Annotated in this window: 18 protein-coding genes and 2 pseudogenes; 10 read left to right on the top strand and 10 right to left on the bottom strand. The window is 37.9% G+C overall.

The window, feature by feature from the left end:
* Positions 1 to 133: 133 nt before the first annotated feature.
* Entirely contained in the window at positions 134 to 1,186 is a 1,053-nt protein-coding gene (locus GN157_RS11155; RefSeq protein ID WP_157483479.1) for a glycosyltransferase family 9 protein, read from the bottom strand.
* A 273-nt stretch (positions 1,187 to 1,459) separates the two neighbouring features.
* Between GN157_RS11155 and GN157_RS11160 the strand changes: the two genes are divergently transcribed.
* Complete coding sequence (locus tag GN157_RS11160) at positions 1,460 to 2,977, top strand: catalase (protein ID WP_157483480.1); 1,518 nt, start codon at positions 1,460 to 1,462, stop codon at positions 2,975 to 2,977.
* Positions 2,978 to 2,991: 14 nt separating this feature from the next.
* Positions 2,992 to 3,573: an ankyrin repeat domain-containing protein gene (locus GN157_RS11165; RefSeq protein WP_157483481.1), complete on the top strand. Its 582-nt coding sequence runs from the start codon at positions 2,992 to 2,994 to the stop codon at positions 3,571 to 3,573.
* A gap of 24 nt (positions 3,574 to 3,597) precedes the next feature.
* Here the strand turns inward: GN157_RS11165 and GN157_RS11170 are convergent, their stop codons facing one another.
* Entirely contained in the window at positions 3,598 to 4,089 is a 492-nt protein-coding gene (locus GN157_RS11170; RefSeq protein ID WP_157483482.1) for a DinB family protein, read from the bottom strand.
* Between the two features lie 96 nt (positions 4,090 to 4,185).
* On the opposite strand from GN157_RS11170, the gene GN157_RS11175 reads away from it, so the two are divergent.
* Positions 4,186 to 4,650 carry an OsmC family protein gene (locus GN157_RS11175; protein WP_157483483.1) on the top strand — a complete coding sequence of 155 codons (465 nt, stop codon included), beginning with the start codon at positions 4,186 to 4,188 and terminating at the stop codon, positions 4,648 to 4,650.
* Between the two features lie 130 nt (positions 4,651 to 4,780).
* On the opposite strand, the gene GN157_RS11180 is transcribed toward GN157_RS11175, so the two are convergent.
* From GN157_RS11180 to GN157_RS11195, 4 genes are all read right to left on the bottom strand, one after another.
* The gene (locus tag GN157_RS11180; RefSeq protein WP_157483484.1) at positions 4,781 to 5,068 is read right to left on the bottom strand and encodes a hypothetical protein; all 288 of its coding nucleotides are present in this window, start codon (positions 5,066 to 5,068) and stop codon (positions 4,781 to 4,783) included.
* A 159-nt stretch (positions 5,069 to 5,227) separates the two neighbouring features.
* Positions 5,228 to 5,515, bottom strand: coding sequence for a hypothetical protein (locus GN157_RS11185; RefSeq protein ID WP_035131394.1), 288 nt, complete (start codon positions 5,513 to 5,515; stop codon positions 5,228 to 5,230).
* Positions 5,516 to 5,613: 98 nt separating this feature from the next.
* A complete protein-coding gene (locus GN157_RS11190) occupies positions 5,614 to 6,207 on the bottom strand; it encodes a Crp/Fnr family transcriptional regulator (RefSeq protein ID WP_157483485.1) in 594 nt (197 codons plus the stop codon).
* 61 nt (positions 6,208 to 6,268) lie between these two features.
* The gene (locus tag GN157_RS11195) at positions 6,269 to 7,681 is read right to left on the bottom strand and encodes a dicarboxylate/amino acid:cation symporter (protein WP_157483486.1); all 1,413 of its coding nucleotides are present in this window, start codon (positions 7,679 to 7,681) and stop codon (positions 6,269 to 6,271) included.
* Between the two features lie 515 nt (positions 7,682 to 8,196).
* Between GN157_RS11195 and GN157_RS11200 the strand changes: the two genes are divergently transcribed.
* Entirely contained in the window at positions 8,197 to 9,675 is a 1,479-nt protein-coding gene (locus tag GN157_RS11200; protein ID WP_157483487.1) for a tetratricopeptide repeat protein, read from the top strand.
* On the opposite strand, the gene GN157_RS11205 is transcribed toward GN157_RS11200, so the two are convergent.
* Positions 9,672 to 9,890 carry a hypothetical protein gene (locus tag GN157_RS11205; RefSeq protein ID WP_157483488.1) on the bottom strand — a complete coding sequence of 73 codons (219 nt, stop codon included), beginning with the start codon at positions 9,888 to 9,890 and terminating at the stop codon, positions 9,672 to 9,674. The genes GN157_RS11200 and GN157_RS11205 overlap by 4 nt on opposite strands.
* A 177-nt stretch (positions 9,891 to 10,067) precedes the next feature.
* Here GN157_RS11205 and GN157_RS11210 point away from each other — a divergent pair, with 177 nt between their 5' ends.
* Positions 10,068 to 10,484 carry a hypothetical protein gene (locus tag GN157_RS11210; RefSeq protein WP_157483489.1) on the top strand — a complete coding sequence of 139 codons (417 nt, stop codon included), beginning with the start codon at positions 10,068 to 10,070 and terminating at the stop codon, positions 10,482 to 10,484.
* Positions 10,485 to 10,534: 50 nt separating this feature from the next.
* Here the strand turns inward: GN157_RS11210 and GN157_RS11215 are convergent, their stop codons facing one another.
* Positions 10,535 to 12,517, bottom strand: coding sequence for a DUF2075 domain-containing protein (locus tag GN157_RS11215; RefSeq protein ID WP_157483490.1), 1,983 nt, complete (start codon positions 12,515 to 12,517; stop codon positions 10,535 to 10,537).
* Entirely contained in the window at positions 12,510 to 12,716 is a 207-nt protein-coding gene (locus GN157_RS11220; RefSeq protein WP_157483491.1) for a helix-turn-helix domain-containing protein, read from the bottom strand. Before GN157_RS11220 ends, GN157_RS11215 begins: the two co-directional genes overlap by 8 nt.
* Before the next feature lie 84 nt (positions 12,717 to 12,800).
* Between GN157_RS11220 and GN157_RS11225 the strand changes: the two genes are divergently transcribed.
* From GN157_RS11225 to GN157_RS11240, 5 genes and pseudogenes are all read left to right on the top strand, one after another.
* Complete coding sequence (locus GN157_RS11225) at positions 12,801 to 13,010, top strand: hypothetical protein (RefSeq protein WP_157483492.1); 210 nt, start codon at positions 12,801 to 12,803, stop codon at positions 13,008 to 13,010.
* Positions 13,011 to 13,114: 104 nt separating this feature from the next.
* The gene (locus GN157_RS11230; protein WP_157483493.1) at positions 13,115 to 14,464 is read left to right on the top strand and encodes an ammonium transporter; all 1,350 of its coding nucleotides are present in this window, start codon (positions 13,115 to 13,117) and stop codon (positions 14,462 to 14,464) included.
* 45 nt (positions 14,465 to 14,509) lie between these two features.
* A pseudogene (locus GN157_RS11235) lies at positions 14,510 to 15,478 on the top strand (2-hydroxyacid dehydrogenase); the annotation flags it as partial.
* 66 nt (positions 15,479 to 15,544) lie between these two features.
* Positions 15,545 to 15,877 (top strand): annotated as a pseudogene (locus GN157_RS18080) (VOC family protein); the annotation flags it as partial.
* Positions 15,878 to 15,998: 121 nt separating this feature from the next.
* Positions 15,999 to 16,376 carry a DUF805 domain-containing protein gene (locus tag GN157_RS11240; RefSeq protein WP_157483494.1) on the top strand — a complete coding sequence of 126 codons (378 nt, stop codon included), beginning with the start codon at positions 15,999 to 16,001 and terminating at the stop codon, positions 16,374 to 16,376.
* A 55-nt stretch (positions 16,377 to 16,431) separates the two neighbouring features.
* Here the strand turns inward: GN157_RS11240 and GN157_RS11245 are convergent, their stop codons facing one another.
* On the bottom strand, positions 16,432 to 18,255 hold the full coding sequence (locus GN157_RS11245; protein WP_157483495.1) for a GNAT family N-acyltransferase: 1,824 nt from the start codon (positions 18,253 to 18,255) through the stop codon (positions 16,432 to 16,434).
* Positions 18,256 to 18,405 lie beyond the last annotated feature (150 nt).

The raw sequence follows: 18,405 nt of genomic DNA on the forward strand, positions 1-18,405 counted from the left end.
CATGTTGTAATCCTTTTGACTACGCTTTATGCGTGTAATTGCTTTGTCTTTCATAATAAGTCGAATTTGTGTCAACTTATTTCAGGACGAGACAGATATAATAAAAAAACCACTCATACGAGTGGCTTTTTTGTTATGCTTTTAAGGCTTTATTTATACTTTCTATCCAGCTATCCATAGTTGTGTTGTTTGTATTTATGGATTCGCTGCCTTTATTGTAAGGTCCGTATGTAGCAGGATGAGTGCAGGAGAACAGTCCTATGGTTGGAACAAGCGAAGCCGCTGCCAGGTGCATCATGCCGCTATCGGCACCTATAAATACTTCGCAGGCTGCCATAACACCACCTATTTCCCTTATTTCCTTACTGTAATAAGTAGGAGCTTTAAAATCAATTTGCGATACATTCTCTACAGGCAATATCTCAATAATATTGTAGTCATTGGCATATTCGGACTGTAGTCTCTCATAAAACGGATTCCACCATTCCGGTTTGTAGCATTTATCTCCTGTGGCAAAAGTAAATATGGCAATGGTTTTTTTATCGTTCTTTACAATGTCTTTCACAATTTGTCTACCCTGTTCAAGCTCCTTGTCGCTTAACCTAAGGTTTAGTGGCGGTACAGGTGTGTCGTTTTTCTCATACCCTAGTTTGCTCAAAAAGTACCTAAAATTATAAACCGGATATTTGGCTATATGGTTACTGTCGGCATACATTTCCTTTATTTTATCGCTAACATCACCAAAGTGTTTAAACTTAGCGGTGGCAAACTTAGTAGATAGTCTTCCTGATGAAGAGGAGTTAACCACGTTTATCACCATATCATAACGCTTCTTTTTAACCGAAAGCCATGCAAGCGAATATTTAATAAGTTCTTTAAAAGGTTTTCCGGGTAGTTTTATAATGCGATCAACGTTACTGTAATTTTCAAAAAGTATTGGAGCAAGTCCGCCTCTTACAAAAATATCAATCTTACAGTTAGGGAAAACTTCGTTTACTTCTTCTAAAAGCGGAGTGATAAGCAACAGGTTACCCAGCCTTTTATTTGGACGTATTATCAGTATTCTTTTAATTTCGGGTTTTTCCTTTAATTTAAAATCCTTCTCCAGATTTGTAACACCAATATTACGCGTAAGGCTACGCATTATATTTCTCCTTACAACATTTACTTTTTTTAGGCCGCCCATGCTTATTTTAAAATTATAATCGTTTGTTCAGGGCATAAATAGTTAAAAAAAATGAGAATACGTACACATTTATTTAATATTTATCTATTCTTAAGAATTGTACTGTCAAAATGTTGTTTAATTTCTGTTAAAGGTGCTTAGTAATAACAAGTTAAATTTAAAACAATACGTTATAAAATTTTCTTATGGTGCTATAAAAACAAGCATTTAAAAGCCCCGAAACAGGGTGGTATAAGCCCCTATTTTTGCTGCACAAACAATAAATATACCACTATGATTAAAACATTATGTTCGGGTTTAATACTGTTTTCGGTATTCTCTCAGGCACAAACGTTAACCACAAATACAGGTGCTCCTGTAGGTGACAATCAAAACTCTAAAACCATAGGTAACGACGGACAGGTATTACTGGAAGACATTCACCTTATTGAAAAACTGGCTGCTTTTGACAGGGAACGTATCCCTGAAAGGGTAGTACACGCAAGAGGTGCCGGTGCTTATGGCGAATTTGTGGCTGCGGCCGATTTCTCTAATATAACCAAAGCTGCCTTTTTAAGTGAGGCAGGTAAAAAAACACCTCTTTTTGTACGTTTTTCAACAGTGGTACACCAAAAGGGATCTCCTGAAAGCTATCGTGATCCAAGGGGTTTTGCGGTTAAGTTTTATACTGAGCAGGGCAACTATGATTTAGTAGGGAACAACCTTCCGGTATTCTTTATACGCGATGCCATAAAGTTCCCCGATATGGTTCATGCTTTTAAACCGTCTCCGGTTACAAACGGTGCATCTGACCCAAACAGGGTTTTTGATTTTTTTGCTAATGTACCCGAAGCTACCCATATGCTAACATGGCTTTTTTCTGACTATGGTATTCCTGCCAATTACCGTGAAATGAACGGATCGGGAGTACATGCTTTTAAATGGGTTAATTACAACGGTGAGGTGACTTATGTAAAGTACACATGGAAATCACAACAGGGAGAGCGTAACCTTTCTCAGGAAGAGGCAAACAAAATACAGTCTACCATGATAGAACACGCTACACTTGACCTTCGTAATGCTATTGAAGATGGTAACTTCCCAAAATGGGACCTGTATGTGCAAATGCTTAAAAAGGAAGATTTTGATCAACTGGATTTCAATCCGGTAGATGTAACTAAAGTATGGCCGGAAAAAGTGGCTAAACCAATACTTGTAGGTACTATGACGCTTAACGGTAATCCCGAGAATTATTTTCAGGAAGTAGAACAGTCGGCATTCTCTCCGGGTACACTTGTTCCGGGTATCGAACCGTCTGAAGATAAATTACTGCAGGGAAGGTTATTCTCTTACTTTGATACTCAGCGCCACCGTTTAGGAGGTAACTTCCAGCAGCTTCCGGTAAACGCACCAAAAACAGCTGTTACTACTTATAATCAGGATGGGTATATGTCTACTCGTAAACAACAGGGCGATGTAAACTATCAGCCATCGGTAAACAAACCACAGGTTACAGAGGATACTAAATTTAAATATTCAAAATCAGAATTCCTTAATGTAGCAACTACGCAGGCAAAAATATCAAAGCCGAATGATTTTGCACAGGCAGGCGAACTGTACCGTTCTTTCAGTAAAAAAGATAAGGATGCTTTGATTTATAACCTTTCGGGAGCGTTAAAGCAGGTTAAAAACCCGGTTATCAAAGCAAAAATGATTGGTTACTTCTATCAGGCAGACAGGGAATACGGAATGCGACTGGCTAAAGAACTTAACATGAGCCGTGCCGAACTGGAAGGACTTTTAGGTCACTAATAAAAAACAAAACAATGAAACAACTGATAATTGTTATACTACTGTTATTGATTTCGGGCATAGCACTGGCTCAGGATGCCTTTAATGCGGCAAGGAATAATAATGTTGATGAGTTAAGGCAGCTTTTGGTAAGCGGGGTGAATTTGAATACTCCTGATGCAAGAGGATACACTCCGCTTATCCTGGCGGTGTACAATAACCAAGAGGAAGCCGTACAGTTTTTAATAGATGCCGGCGTAGATGTAAATGCACAGGACGGTAGCGGAAACACGGCGCTTATGGGTGCAGCCTTTAAAGGGTATATGGATATGGCAGTACTACTGGTTAAAGGTGGTGCTAATGTGAATAAGGTAAACTCCAATAATGCTACGGCACTCATATTTGCAGCCACTTTTGGACAGGCAGATATAGTAACGCTATTGCTGGATCATAATACAGATGTAACAATTGCCGACCGTTTCGGGAAAACCGCTTTAGATCATGCCCAAATACAGGGCAACGAAGATATCATTGTCTTATTAAAAAGACGATGCTTAAATTGGGTATTTAAAACGAAAAGGGACACCTTGTGGTGTCCCTTTTTCTTTATTGATTGATTTGATGATGATTGTACTCCGATATTAAAAACGTTCCCAAAAGAACGGAGGTGTAATGCCTAAGGCTCTTAAATAAACATATCCCTGCCCCCTGTGGTGTACTTCGTTGTCTATCCAGTACAGCATCGAAGATGCAATGGTGTTTTCGTAAATCTCAAAAGACTTTATGTGCTGTTCAAAATCCAGACTAAGCAATTTTTCCCATTCCTGGTCAATGTAAGCTGTGGTTTTGTCCCAAAACTCTAATAGCTGCTGTTTGGTAGTTATCGTTTTTTCGGTAGTGTAATAAGGTAGGTTCTCTATATTTCTCCATGTTCCGGTAGTTACCCCTTCCACACCATAATAGGTAATACTTACTACTTCAAGCATTATCTCGCCAAAGGTCCTCATGCCTCCTATGCTGTAACTAAAAAGCTCCTCTTCAGGGAAAGCTTCAATTGCTTTTCTGGTAAGGCCGCGATGTCCTTTCCAGTGATTTAAAAACTGCTCTGCTGTTAGTGCTGATACTGTTGTCATAACTGATGATTTTTTGATTATGAAGCAAAATTATTATGGGGTAGTGACAACCGTATGTCAGTAGTGAATTGAAAATTTAGTTTTAATTTTAAGGGTATGAAAACACATCATTATTCTACGCAACTGCAATGGACGGGCAACAGAGGTTCGGGTACAAAAAGTTACACTAGCTATACCCGTGATTATGATATACAAACAGAAGGGAAACCCGTTGTTTTGGGCTCGTCAGATCCTGCTTTTAGAGGAGACAGTTCCAGGTATAACCCTGAGGAAATGCTTTTGGCTTCGCTTTCATCCTGCCATATGTTATGGTATTTGCATTTGTGTTCGGAAGCCGGAATCATAATAACGGCTTATAAGGACAATGCTGTTGGAGAAATGGAAGAGACCCCAAACGGATCGGGCAGGTTTGTAAAGGTTATATTGAGACCAGTGGTTACAGTTCAGGAAGAGGGTATGCTACATAAAGCAAACGAGCTACATCAAAAAGCAAATGAGATGTGTTTTATTGCTAACTCCTGTAACTTCCCGGTACTGCATGAACCGGAAAGTAAAGTATAGGGCTGACTTAAAAATGATTACTGTTACATCTTGTCATTTTGACGAAAGGAAAAATCTCTGTTAACCCGGTTTGAGATTCTTCATTTCACTGCGTTACATTCAGAATGACATTTTAAGACAGCCCCTTAGTTTAAATAATAAAGAGATTGAGTAGTGCTATAACAGTGCTCACGGTTATGGTAGCAATAAGCATGTTAAATACTATTTTAGGTTTTTGCTGTGCCAGTACGCTGCCGTTAAAGCCCATACAGAAAATGGTTATAAAGAATAGCTGTACCATTTGTGCCGGACTGGTGCCGTTTTGTAATACCAGCATCGCTGCTGCCGATCCTAAACAGCTTTGAAATAGTATACCAAGAGTATTAAACCCTATGAACCCTTTTTTGTAGCTTTCCAGATATTTTTGATATGTTTTCATGATTAAAACCGTTTAACGTTTGTTATACCAAAGTTACTTTTGGAGTCGCTTTCGGTTTTATGACCTGAATCATAATCAAAAAAATAAAGGGTTGCCTTTTTACGGGCAACCCTCTAACATTAAAACAAACGTTGTGTTAGGTTTTAGTACGGAAATTGATTAGAGTATAAAAACGTTTAGTAAGATGATGGCAAGGTTTAGTATTACAGTAGTGATAAGCAGGTTAAACACTACTTTAGGTTTTTGCTGTGCTAAAACGCTACCGTTAAAGCCGGAACAGAATATGGTTATAAAAAACAGCTGAATCATTTGTGCCGGTGTATTACCGTTTTGAAGTACAAACATGGCAGCGATACCACCTAAACAGCTTTGGGCTAAAATGGCTAAAGTATTAAAGCCCATAAATCCTTTTGTGTAATTGTCTAAAAATTTATCATAAGTGCTCATACCAGTAATGTTTTAAATTTATAGTACAAATTTAAGCTGCTGATATCCTTTATTTTATGATAAATATCATGTTCGGTAAATTATTATTACCGTATACTTTATCTATATATTTTTCGCTCGTTAATACTTAATTCGCCCTGCTTTTCGAGTGATTTTATGGCTCTTATAACCGTTTCTACCCTTAACCCTGTGAGGTCGGCTATCTGTTGGCGGGTTAGGGTGACTTTATATTGTGCTTCGTCATTCTCATGAATAACGTTTTTAAAATAGTCGATAAGTGTTATTATGCGGTGTTCTGCATCCTGCGATGATATCTCTGAAGCCATAATGGCCTTATAGTACAGCCTTTGTGCAAGGTTAACTGTCATTGCAACATTAGTGTCAGGGTGGGAGTGCAGTAGCTTAAGGAAAGTTTCTTTAGGGAGCGCATAAAGGGAAGTGTCGCTTGTGGCTACCGCTCCTGCAGGATAAGGTCTGTCCAGAAAAAGCGGAGGTTCCCCAAAGCAGTTTCCGTCACTAAACAGTCCCTGTATAAACTCTTTACCTTCCTCATTATAGTTATTCATTTTAATTTCCCCGTTTATAATCTGGTAATAATACTTAGGGAGATCCCCCTGACTAAAAATAGGTTCCCCTTTTTTAAAGTGCAGCTTACGTGCACCAAACTCCAGTAGTATATTTTCCTCTATCATAATGGGGTTATAAGTATATAAATGTAATAAATAAAAAGCCGCACAATGTGCGGCTTTTTATTTATTTGTTTTCGTCGTCATGACTTTCGTAAAGTTCGGTTTTAAATACCTCCTGAGCTTCAAGGGTAGGGTCAAACTCGCCTTCCCACTTGGCAATTACTGCCGAAGCCAAACAGTTACCCACTACGTTTATTGATGTACGTGCCATATCCATAAGTTCATCAATACCCAGTATAATGAATATAGGCCATACAGGCAGGTTAAACGATGCTGCCGTACCCATAAGTATTACCAGTGATGCTCTTGGTATACCCGCAACACCTTTACTGGTTACCATAAGGGTAAACACCATAATAAGCTGTTCGCCGATACTTAGATCTATACCTGCTGCCTGTGCCACAAACACACTGGCTAGCGATAGGTAAAGAGTTGTTCCGTCAAGGTTAAAGCTATAGCCCATAGGCATTACAAACGAAACAATTTTACGTGGAACCCCTATGCTTTCCATTGCTTCCATTGCACGTGGTAAAGCTGCTTCGGAACTTGTTGTGGCAAATGCAATAGAAACCGGTTCGCCAATAGCTTTAATAAAGGCTCTTAAATCCAGTTTTATAAATAGGGCTATCGGTATAAATACAATTATTACAAATACCAATAGTGCTCCATATAGGGTTAATAACAGTTTTAATAGCGGAATAAGTACACTGAGTCCCATGTGCCCTACAGTATATGCCATAGCAGCACCTACACCTATAGGAGCAAAGTACATAACTATATTGGTAAATTTAAACATTACCTCACTAAGGCTTTGGGTAAAGTCAACCATTACTTTACGTTTCTTTTCAGGCACCATAATCAGGGCAATACCAAATATCACACTGAATACCACTATTTGAAGCACTTCACCTTCGGCCATTGATTTGGCTATGTTTTCAGGGAAAATATGCAGTATGATTTGCTGCCAGGTTTGAGGTTCGGCAGCCTGTATGGTTTCTTTAATATCGGTTGGCTGAATAATACCTTCACCTGCTTTAGTAATGTTTATCGCCGCTAGACCTATAAACAGGGCTAATGTTGTAACAATTTCAAAGTACAGGAGTGATTTCCAGCCCATACGGCCTACCTGTTTTATGTTACTGTGCCCCGCAATACCGTAAACGAGAGTGGCAAAAATAAGCGGACCAACAATGGTTTTGATAAGCTTAAGGAAGATTTTACTTAAAACCTGTAATCCCTGTCCGGCTTCGGGCCATTCGTGTCCTATTGCTGCACCTATAACAAGGCATACCAGTATCCAGGTGGTAAGGCTACGCTTTTTAACGGCAAATAGGGTTAGTCCGAAAACCGATGCCCATATAAAGAATTGTGTAACCGCATGTGGTATTGCATCTGTGAAAAAATAGTTCACGGCAAAAACAATAGAGGTTAGCGAAATTATAATAAAGGCAAAATAATTAATGTACTTTGAATTCATATGATGACTTTGTGCTGTAACGTCCTGTTGCAGGATAAAAAATTACATAATGATTATTAATGCGCGGTAAAAATAACTGAAAAATAACTTTTTTGCCTAATAAACCTCATTCTTTTCAATATAAAGAAAATAAAGTGGTGTTGTCAACACGTATGTCAACATAAATTTTTGTCGCTTATATGGTACTTATTGCTACATTTGCATACCCAAAATTGATAACCAATCCATATAGGATTTTGTGCGCTATTTTTTTAAGAATGAACTAGCTAAACTCGCACCTTCATAGTGGTAGTGATTACAGTGCGATGTTTTTTCAGACCTTACGGCTTGCCGTAAGGTTTTTTTGTTTTAGCCCTTATTTCAAAATCGAAAAAGTGTGACATATTAATAAGTTATTGCTTTTATGAGTTTATGGTAAAAATGACCAAAACGCTCATTAGCAAATTGTTGACTTTTGATTTGATTAGTCGGTAATAAGATTTACATTTGACCCAAGCTATTAAAGAGACACATTTATGAAAAATTACGTTAGGGCAATATTGCTCCTGATGCTCTTTTTTATTTCATGTAAACCAGACACCGGCAAAACCCCTGATTTACCCGACGAAGTTGTCAAGAAAAGTATATCGTTAACCGATTTGGGTAACGATCAATGGCGCATGGGCAATTATGAAGAAGCCCTGAAGTATTTTACCGAAGCCTATCAGCATGTTAAACAAACCGATGATGAGGTGCATATGGCTAACCTACTTAACAGTTTAGGCTTAATATACTGGCGCCTTGAAAATAATGAGGCCGCAATGGAGTGTTATAATGAGGCTGCACAACTGGCAGAAAAACTCAATTTACCCCAACTGCTGGGCTTAACCTATACTAACAGGGCACTTATATTAAAGGAGAAGCGCATTTTTAATGAAGCGTTTGAGTTTAACAACAAGGCGATAGAAATCTTTAAGGAGCTTGACGACCATATTGATTTGGCTTTGGCCTACAACAATCAGGGGCAGATATACCGTTACGGTGACCAACTTGATGCCGCCCTAAAATACTATAACATTTCGCTGGAAGAATGCCTTGATAATCATTACACCGAAGGTATGGCTACCGCCTATCAAAACCTTGGGGTAGTATATGCGCTAAAAGGCAACAGGGCAAAAGCATTTGAAAATTCCCGAAAATGCCTTAAGCTCAGTTTGAAGCTTAACAGTAAGGTGCGTATAAGTGAAGCCTATATGGAACTGTCGCGTAATCACGAACGTTTTAACAGACCCGATTCGGCATTATATTATTATAAAAAGTATTATGAGGGACAGCATGAAATACTGGAGTCCAATCAAAAGGAACAACTGTTGCGCTATCAGGCAGGGCTAGGGGTTGAGGTAAAAAACCTACGAATTCAAAATCTGCAAAACGAAAAGAAGATTGCTAAAAACCGACTGTATTTTATAGGATTTGGTGTGTTTATAGCATTGTTGATTATTGCTTTTTTTGTGTACAGGTACCTGTCCCAAATACGATTTAAAAAGAGTCAGTTGGAATTGGATTTATACAATTCCCAACGTATGATAGATGTAAAGGAAAGAGAGCTTAAAACCTATATACTGGATCTTTCTAAAAAGAATGCCATAATAAATAAATTGAAGGAGGAGAAGGAAAATGAGGTAGTTTCTAATGAAGAGGTAAGTGAGGAGGAAGTAGCCCAACTGCTGGAACAAAAAATTCTTACCGATGACGACTGGGAAAAGTTCAGGCTGCGTTTCAATTCCATTTATCCCGACTTCTTTTCAAGGATAAAAGACAGTCAAATAAACCTTACCGAAGCCGAGATACGTATTATGGTATTAATGCGCCTGGAGCTAAACGGAAAAGACATGGCAAGTATACTGGGCATTTCGCCACAAAGTGTGAGGGTGTGCAAAATGCGCCTCAAAAAGAAACTGCTCAGGGAAGATTATAAATCGGTTGAGGACTTCCTGTTGTACCTTATTAACTAACCCTCCAGTTCGGGGTGTTCCATAAGGTAGTCCTGTAACATGGTTTCCAGCGTTTGGTAATATTTGGAAAGGCTGTTAGAGTCTACCTCGGGGTGTTCCAGTGCCGGAAGTGTTTCCTGTACCTCTCCCAAATAGTTTGACAACTGCGGATATTTCTCCTGAATGAGCACCGTTATCTTAAAAATTTTCTCGGTTATTTCTCTTTTTGTTTCCATAAGCGAGGGATTAAACTATAAAATTACTAAAAAATAAAGTCTTGTTTTTCAGTGTTTTGTAAAAATTTTTAAATAAAAATTCTATGCACGCCTAGTTTTAGGCACGGTTGTTGGCTATACCGTTACAAAACCACGCTGTTTTTTACTTTTTGAGAAACAGCCCTAAACTGAATAATTATGAAGACACTTAGAATTTTACTCGTTGGACTATTTTTGATGACAGGAGCACTTGCAAAAGCCCAGGTATCTGTAAGTGTAAACATGAACATTGGTACTCCGGCGCCAGCGCCAGCAGTATGGGTACCGGCTACACACGTGGAGGCAAGGTATTATTACATGCCCGAAATTAATGTGTACTACGACATCACTGCAAGAAACTATCTATATGTAAGCAATGGAGCGTGGGTGCGTACGGCTTATGTACCGGTAGCCTACAGAAATTATGATTTTCACCGTTGCCAGAAAGTGGTGGTGAACAACTACTACGGAAGAACTCCTTACACTTACTATAATAAACCATATAAAGTTAAAAAAGTTAAACACGGAAATAAACATTACCATAAGCAGCCTCGCAGAAGAGTAGCCAGATACTAATACATACACTACATACTTTATTAAAATGAGAACCGGCGTAAGCCGGTTTTTTATATTTCTTCTATGCCTAAGTCTTTAAAGAAGTTATATGTACCGTCGTACATATAGGAGGGACGTGTACTATCTTCATTATTTCCATAAGGAATATATATAATCATGCCTTGCCTAGCGCGTGTTAATAATACTCTATATGAGTTGATTAGGTAGTTTATGTTTGTTGGGTCTATTATATTTTGCCACTTAGAGCCTTTGAAGTTTTTAAAATTCCATCTGTTATTCTCATAATAGAAGTTTCCGTCCCAAGCTAAACAAGTCCAATCGAGTTCAAGTCCTTGAATGTCAAATTGGGTAGCAACTTCTTCTAAAAAGTGTGATGACCGAATATCATTCTCATCATTAAGAAACCAAATAGGTGCATCAATTTTAGCTTTAACGTTTAAGCCAAAAGGGCGAAGTCTGATTGCACCAGAAGAAGCTATTATGCCAATTCTTTCTGAACCGTTTGCTTGATTCTTTAACCAATTCTTTGCGGTTTCTAAGTCACGTGTAATTTTAATTGGATAATGTTCTTTTATCGAGGCTGTATATATATCTTTCGCTTTTGAAGCGTTATTGTCAATTATCTCATGTATAAAACTGGATAATTGTGCGCTTCTAAAAGATCTAAGAGATACTGAAAGATGCAATTCATCTTTTTTAACGGCATTTCTTTTATTCAGAATATTCAATATGGAAAAATCTTTTATATAATCTTTGTCTTCGGTTATTTTAGAAGAATAAAATATTTTCCATTCAGGGAAAAAGTCGGAGAAAGGCCTAATCCATTCTTCAAGACCTGCTTCTCCAGTATTTATTTCTTGTCCCCCACCAATTAGACAAACTATAGTGCACCAATCTTCGTGCCTATCTATGACTTCAATAAGAAACTCTGGTTCTGATTTTTCAAAATCATCTCTTCCTTTATTCCTTTTCATGAATTTTGAAGCTTGTTCTTTTGTCCATGCTCTTTGCGCCTCATCAAATATTGTTACCTTTTCTATAGGGGCTTTTTCATCTTTTAGTGAAGCATCTCTAAAATGATGAATATTTTGAATAAACGATTTAACTTGGGATGTGGCTTGTCCTTTAGTTATCGGGTTATTATTTTCTTTAGCTGTTTTAACCTTATCTCTTGCTAATGCTTCTCTTAGTACATCAACTAGAGGTCCATTTCCAGACAAGAAAACGGTATGTTCTTCTTCTTCATAATTGGACCTTATGTTGGCTATATTCAATCCTGCTAACGTTTTACCTGCACCAGGTACACCGGTTACAAAGCAGATAGATTTTTGATTGTATTTCTTTGAATAATCAATTATGTAAGAAATACATTCAGAAGTTAATGATAGATTTTTTGCTTCAGCACCACTTCGAGATATTTCCTTAACACTATGGTTTTTATATAAAGCTGTTGCTGCTTCAATTATTGTAGGAGTAGGTTTGTAGCTTGAATTTTCCCAACTTGAGACATCTATTTTTTCAGAAGCGCTTTTAAAGTGTTGTAATGAAAATTTTATCGTTTCTGTTAGAGTTTTAGAATTTGAATATATTACATCATATAGATTATCAACTTTCTTTATAAATGTATTTTTAGATTCTACAGCATTGTCAGCAACTAATAGAGGTATAATAATTTTATTATGGCTTCCTTCATGAAAATGATTCATGTCTAAGGCATAATCAAATACTTGGTCTTTCGCGTATTTGTCAAAATTATTTGCTCCTATTTTAAATTCAATAATGAAAATACAATTATCAATAATAACTATATTGTCAACTCTTTTGCCCATTCTTGGGATTGAGAACTCAAAATAGATTTCTCCATTAAGATTTTGAAGGGTATTTTTAAGAATTAGGATTTGCTTTTTCCAAGCATTTTTTTGTTGGATTTCCTGTCGGTTCAAGTCGTATTGATCGACTATTTTGCCTAAAATACTTTCTGAGCTTTCTTGAAGGAAATTTGAAATTGAAGATTTATAATAAGCTCTATTCATCAAATAAATCTTTAATTTTTACATTAAGCGCATTTGCCAGTCTTTCTACAATTTCAATAGAAACATTTCTTTCGCCTTTTTCGATTGAGGGTAAATATGTTCTGTCAATCTCGGCAAGATGAGCGAGCTTTTCTTGAGATAAGCCTCTTTCTTTTCTTAACTCTTTTATTTTTAAACCAAACTTCTTCTTAATGTCCATATTAACAAAAGTTGGAAAATGTAGACTTTAAAACAACGGAGTATTGTCGGGGTTTTCTATCTTTAATAAAATTTAAATTATACTATGGACTGGAGTTTTATTGAAGATAACTATCCAAATTACTATTCATGTGATTTGATTTTGTTGTCTGATATTTTGAGAAGAAAAGTAGATGGTGAACAAATATCCATCAATGACGAAAAACTAATTTCCGGTTGGGATGTTAAAAAAGTACTGACTAATTTAGAAGAAGAAATCTTTTTGAAAGCATTAATTAGTAAATCAAAAAAATAAAGGGAAAAAGTAGGGCTGTTTTTAAAATACCCTCAAAAATATAAGCTTCAATAATTAAAAAGCTATATTTTTATATATTTGACCCTGTAATTTTAAGGGGTATTATGGAAAAGAAATTAGAAAAACGCTGGATTGTTGCTTTTTTTATTACTGCTGCGGTTGCTATAACCGGATTATTTTGGGAGCATGCCTCTCCTACCGAAACGACTTCACAATTTAACAGTACTGATACCATAGTACCTGCCGATGTGGCCTGGTTGCTTACGGCTTCGTGCCTGGTATTGTTAATGACACCGGGGTTAGCCTTCTTTTACGGAGGGATGGTTGGGAAAAAAAACGTGATCTCCACCATGCTTAAAAGCTTTATCTGCCTGGGGGTAATAAGTCTGTTATGGGTAGCGGTAGGATTCAGCCTTTCTTTTGGGGAGTCCATAGGTATAACTATCGACGGCGTTAAATATGGTATTATAGGTAACCCAACTGATTTTGCATTTTTCGATTTTGTAGACGAACACCCGCATGCGCAAATGGCATCAACAATTCCGTTTATCCTGTTTGCCCTTTTCCAAATGAAATTTGCCGTTATCACTCCGGCTATCATTACGGGTTCGCTGGCAGAACGTATCCGTTTTATATCATTCCTTTTGTTTATATGTCTTTTCTGTCTGTTTATCTATACACCGTTGTGCCACATGGTTTGGCATCCTAACGGACTCCTTGGTGCCTATTTTGGTGTGAAGGATTTTGCAGGAGGTACCGTTGTACACATGAGTGCCGGTTTTGCGGCCATAGCAGGGGTACTGGTATTGGGTAAACGTAAAAATGTAGAACATATACCTACTAATATACCTTTTGTACTTCTTGGTACAGGGATGCTTTGGTTTGGTTGGTTTGGTTTTAATGCCGGGTCGGCACTGGCGGCAAATCACACTGCAGCCATGGCATTTGCTACTACAACCATTGCTTCGGCTTCGGCTATGCTTACTTGGGCATTTTTTGACAGGCTTAACGGAAGGAAAGTTTCGGCACTGGGCTGTTGTATAGGTGCTGTTGTGGGACTTGTAGCTATTACACCTGCTGCCGGGTTTGTATCTATTCCTAAAAGTATATTCTTCGGTTTTGCGGCTGCTATAGTGTCTAACGTAATGGTGCACTGGAAACAGCTTAAAAAAATAGACGATACCCTTGATGTTTTTGCCTGCCACGGTGTGGGTGGTATTATGGGTATGATACTTACGGCTATTTTTGCCGAGGGTGAAAATGCTAGTTTACTGCATGGCGGATGGGGTGTTTTTACACACCATATGATTGCCTTAGTGCTTGTGGCACTTTTCTCTTTCTTTGGAGCGTTACTGCTTTATAAATTCACGAACCTGTTTATTCCCCTTCGTGTTTCGGAGGAATCAGAACAACTGGGGTTGGATCTTTCGCAGCATAACGAAACGCTTTCGTAAATATGTAATAAACTTTGGTAACTTTGTGTCACAAATACAAGTGATATGACTTTAAATGCCAAAAACGTAAAGGTTTTACATATAGACAGCAACAATTCTGTTTTATGGGATCAGTTGGAACAGGCCGGATTTGAAAATCACGCCGACTACAAATCGACCAAAGAGGAAATAGAAGCTAAAATTCACGAATATAACGGTGTTGTTATCCGCAGCCGTTTTGATATCGATAAAGCTTTTCTGGATAAGGCAACAAACCTTCAGTTCATAGCCCGTGTGGGAGCAGGACTGGAGAGTATTGATTGTGACTATGCCGAAGCCAAAGGCGTAAACCTTATCGCTGCTCCCGAAGGGAACCGTAATGCGGTAGGGGAGCAGGCTTTGGGTATGCTGTTGTCGCTATTTAATAACCTTAACCGTGCCGACAGAGAAATACGTTCGGGTAAATGGATAAGGGAAGGTAATCGCGGGCATGAGCTAGACGGAAAAACGGTAGGCATTATCGGTTATGGTAATATGGGTAAATCGTTTGCTAAAAAACTACGTGGTTTTGATGTTGAGGTATTGTGCTACGATATAAAACCAATGGTAGGCGATGCCAATGCTAAACAGGTTTCGCTACAAGAGTTGCAGGAGAAAGCAGATGTGCTTAGCCTGCACACCCCCTGGACTCCCGAAACGAATAAAATGGTTAATGCCGACTTTATTAATGCTTTTGCCAAACCGTTTTGGTTAATAAACACAGCACGTGGAAAAAGTGTTGTGACTAACGATTTAGCCGATGCGATAGAGAGCGGTAAAGTTTTAGGTGCTGCACTGGATGTGCTGGAATACGAAAAATCTTCATTTGAACATTTATTTACAGATAGTAATATACCCGAAGCTTTTCAGTATCTGCTAAATTCAGATAGGCTGCTGTTGTCTCCGCATATTGCCGGGTGGACTTTTGAAAGCCATGAACGACTGGCACAGGTAATTGTAGATAAGATTAAGGTTTTATACTTCGGGGAACCGGAAACCAATGAGCCGGAAAAACGTGTTACAGGAGTAGGAGGGTTTTTCTTTAAAAGTGAAGACCCGTCTAAACTTAAAGACTGGTACAAAAAACACCTGGGTCTTAATACCGATGATTATGGCTGTACTTTTTGGTGGATGGATGAAGAGGGTAATAAAGCATCTACACAATGGTCGCCTTTTGCAGCCGATACCAAATACTTTGAGCCTTCACAAAAACAGTTTATGCAAAACTTTAGGGTGTATAATCTGGATGGTTTGCTGGTCAAACTAAAAGAGGAAGGTGTAACCCTTGTTGGAGAGCCCGAAGCGTACGATTATGGCAAATTTGCCTGGATAGTAGACCCCGAGGGGAATAAAATTGAACTGTGGGAACCTGTTGACAGAGCATTTTTTAATTAAAAATATTTTTAAGGAAATAAATTATTATAATAAATAAACTATTTTCGCTTTTTGAGCTGAACAATATAACAGGGAGTAACTGAAAATCCTTAAGAGTAGGACAAACCAAACAATAAAAAAGATGATTAATTGGTATTTAAAAGTAGTTAGAGATAACTATGTGAATTTTAGCGGAAGAGCAAGAAGAAGTGAGTATTGGTATTTCGTTTTATGTAATTTTTTAATATCCATTGTTTTGGGTATTATAGGCTATGTGCTTGGATTAAGTTTTATAAGCAATATTTACGGTTTGGCTTTACTTCTTCCTAGTTTAGCTGTATCAGTAAGAAGGCTGCATGATGTAAATAAGAGCGGATGGTTTTTGCTAATATCTCTTATACCACTAATTGGTACTATTTGGTTAATTGTCGTTTTAGCTACCGAGGGTAATCGTGGTTCTAACCAGTATGGCGAAGATCCTAAAAATCCTTATAACGAACTTAATGAAATAGGTGTTTAGTAGTGTTGCATGCTTGCTATAAAATAAAAAAAGCCTTCCAAATGGAAGGCTTTTTTTATTGTTCTTCTTTCTCAGAAAGCTTACGTTCCAGTTCAGCCTGAAACTCTTCCATTACCGGTTTTACAGTGCTTTCCGGTAAATCGGCTATCCTTATGTACATTAGTCCGTCAATAGCGTTATTAAATAGCGGATCTACGTTAAAGGCAATAACCTTGGCATTTTGCTTAATGTATTTTTTAATAAGAACCGGTAGCCTAAGGTTGTTAGGTTCCACTTCTTCTATAATCTTATCAAACTTATTAAGGTCAGATTCGGTTTCGTTGAAAACAAAATCCTTATCGGCATCCTTAAGTTTTACTTTGTATTCTTTTTTCGGGTGGATGTATTGGGCAATGTATGGGTCGTAATAGTGCGACTTCATAAACTCAATCATCAGTGATTTTGAGAACTCAGAGAACTGATTACTAATACTTACCCCGCCTATAAGGTACTTGTGTTCAGGGTATCTTAATGTGGTGTGTACAATACCTTTCCACAGCAGGAATAGCGGCATTGGTTTTTGCTGGTATTCCTTAATGATAAATGCCCTGCCCATTTCAATGGATTTTGACATCATATCATACAGTTCAGGTTCAAAACGGAAAAGATCGTGCAGGTAAAAACCGTCTATACCGTATTTGGTGTAAATCTCGGTACCCAGTCCCATACGGTAAGCCCCTGCAATGCACTTGGCATCCTCGTCCCAAAGGAACATGTGGTGGTAGTACTTATCGTATTTATCAAGGTCAAGCGACTCATTAGTTCCTTCGCCTACTTCCCTAAATGTAATTTCCCTAAGTCGGCCTATTTCATGCAGTATGTTCGGAATCTTATCTGCCGAAACAAAAAACACTTCATAGTTCTTGCTTTGTAAAAGGCGATAATCCCCTTTTCTTAAAAGCTTTATTTCCGAAAGTATTTGGGTATGGTTAGCAGGGCCTGCAATTTCTTTAGGGCTTCTTGGTATTTTAATATTAAGGCTCGAGGTAAGGTTAGAAGTGTCTATAAGCTTAGTGCCTTTCTCAAAAGGATTGGCAAGCATATAGGTTTTTCTTCTTAAAAACTCAGAGTACGCCTCAACAGTTTCATATTCGTTTTGTTCGGCAACCGAAATAGGTTTACCTATCCTTACTTTAATAACCCTGTCTTTTTGTGTAAGCAGTTCGCTAGGCAGTTTTGCCGTACGCATAGTGTCGCTTATTTTAGACAGCCAGTAAAACAGTCTGCTGTTTTTAGCGTGGAAGTAAATAGGTATAACCGGAACCTGTGCTTTTTTTATAAGCTTAATGGCTCCTTCCTCCCAGGGTTTGTCTACAAGTAATTTTCCGTCTTTGTAGGTAGAAACCTCACCGGCAGGGAAAATTCCCAATGGCATATCATCACTCAAATGTCTTAAAGCATCTTTAATCCCGGCAACGCTCGATTTTGCATCCTTATGGTTTTCAAAAGGATTAACCGGCATTACAAACGGTTTAAGCGGTTCAATGCGGTGGAGTAAAAAGTTGGCAATAATTTTAAAGTTAGGGTCTTTTTCAACCATTAATTTTAAAAGTAGTATACCGTCTATGCCTCCCAGCGGATGGTTTGATATGGTTATATAAGGTCCCTGTTTGGGGATACGTTTTAAGTCTTCTTCAGGAATTTCAAACTTAATCTGAAATTCGTTCAATATAGAGTTAAGGAACTCAACACCCTCAAGATGTTTGTTCCTATCGTATATTTTGTTTAGGGTTGATATCTTTAGAACTTTCATTAGCAACCAGCCCGAAAAGGTTCCCAAAACCCCATATTTATCGGCTTTAATTGCTTTTGCAACTTCTTTAGAGGTAACTAAGCTCATTTACATTAGTGTTACTGCAAGAAACAAAGATAACAATTCTGAACAAACGGTGGGGGCGATTATTGTTTTTAAGGTAGTAAAAGGTCAGTTTTTTTGTAGTTTTCTGAAAACAAGTCGGTTATAATGTATTGTTGCACAAATTGTTATATT

It is taken from the genome of Flavobacterium rakeshii, from assembly GCF_009741375.1.
In the GTDB taxonomy this organism is placed as follows: Bacteria; Bacteroidota; Bacteroidia; order Flavobacteriales; family Flavobacteriaceae; genus Flavobacterium; species Flavobacterium rakeshii.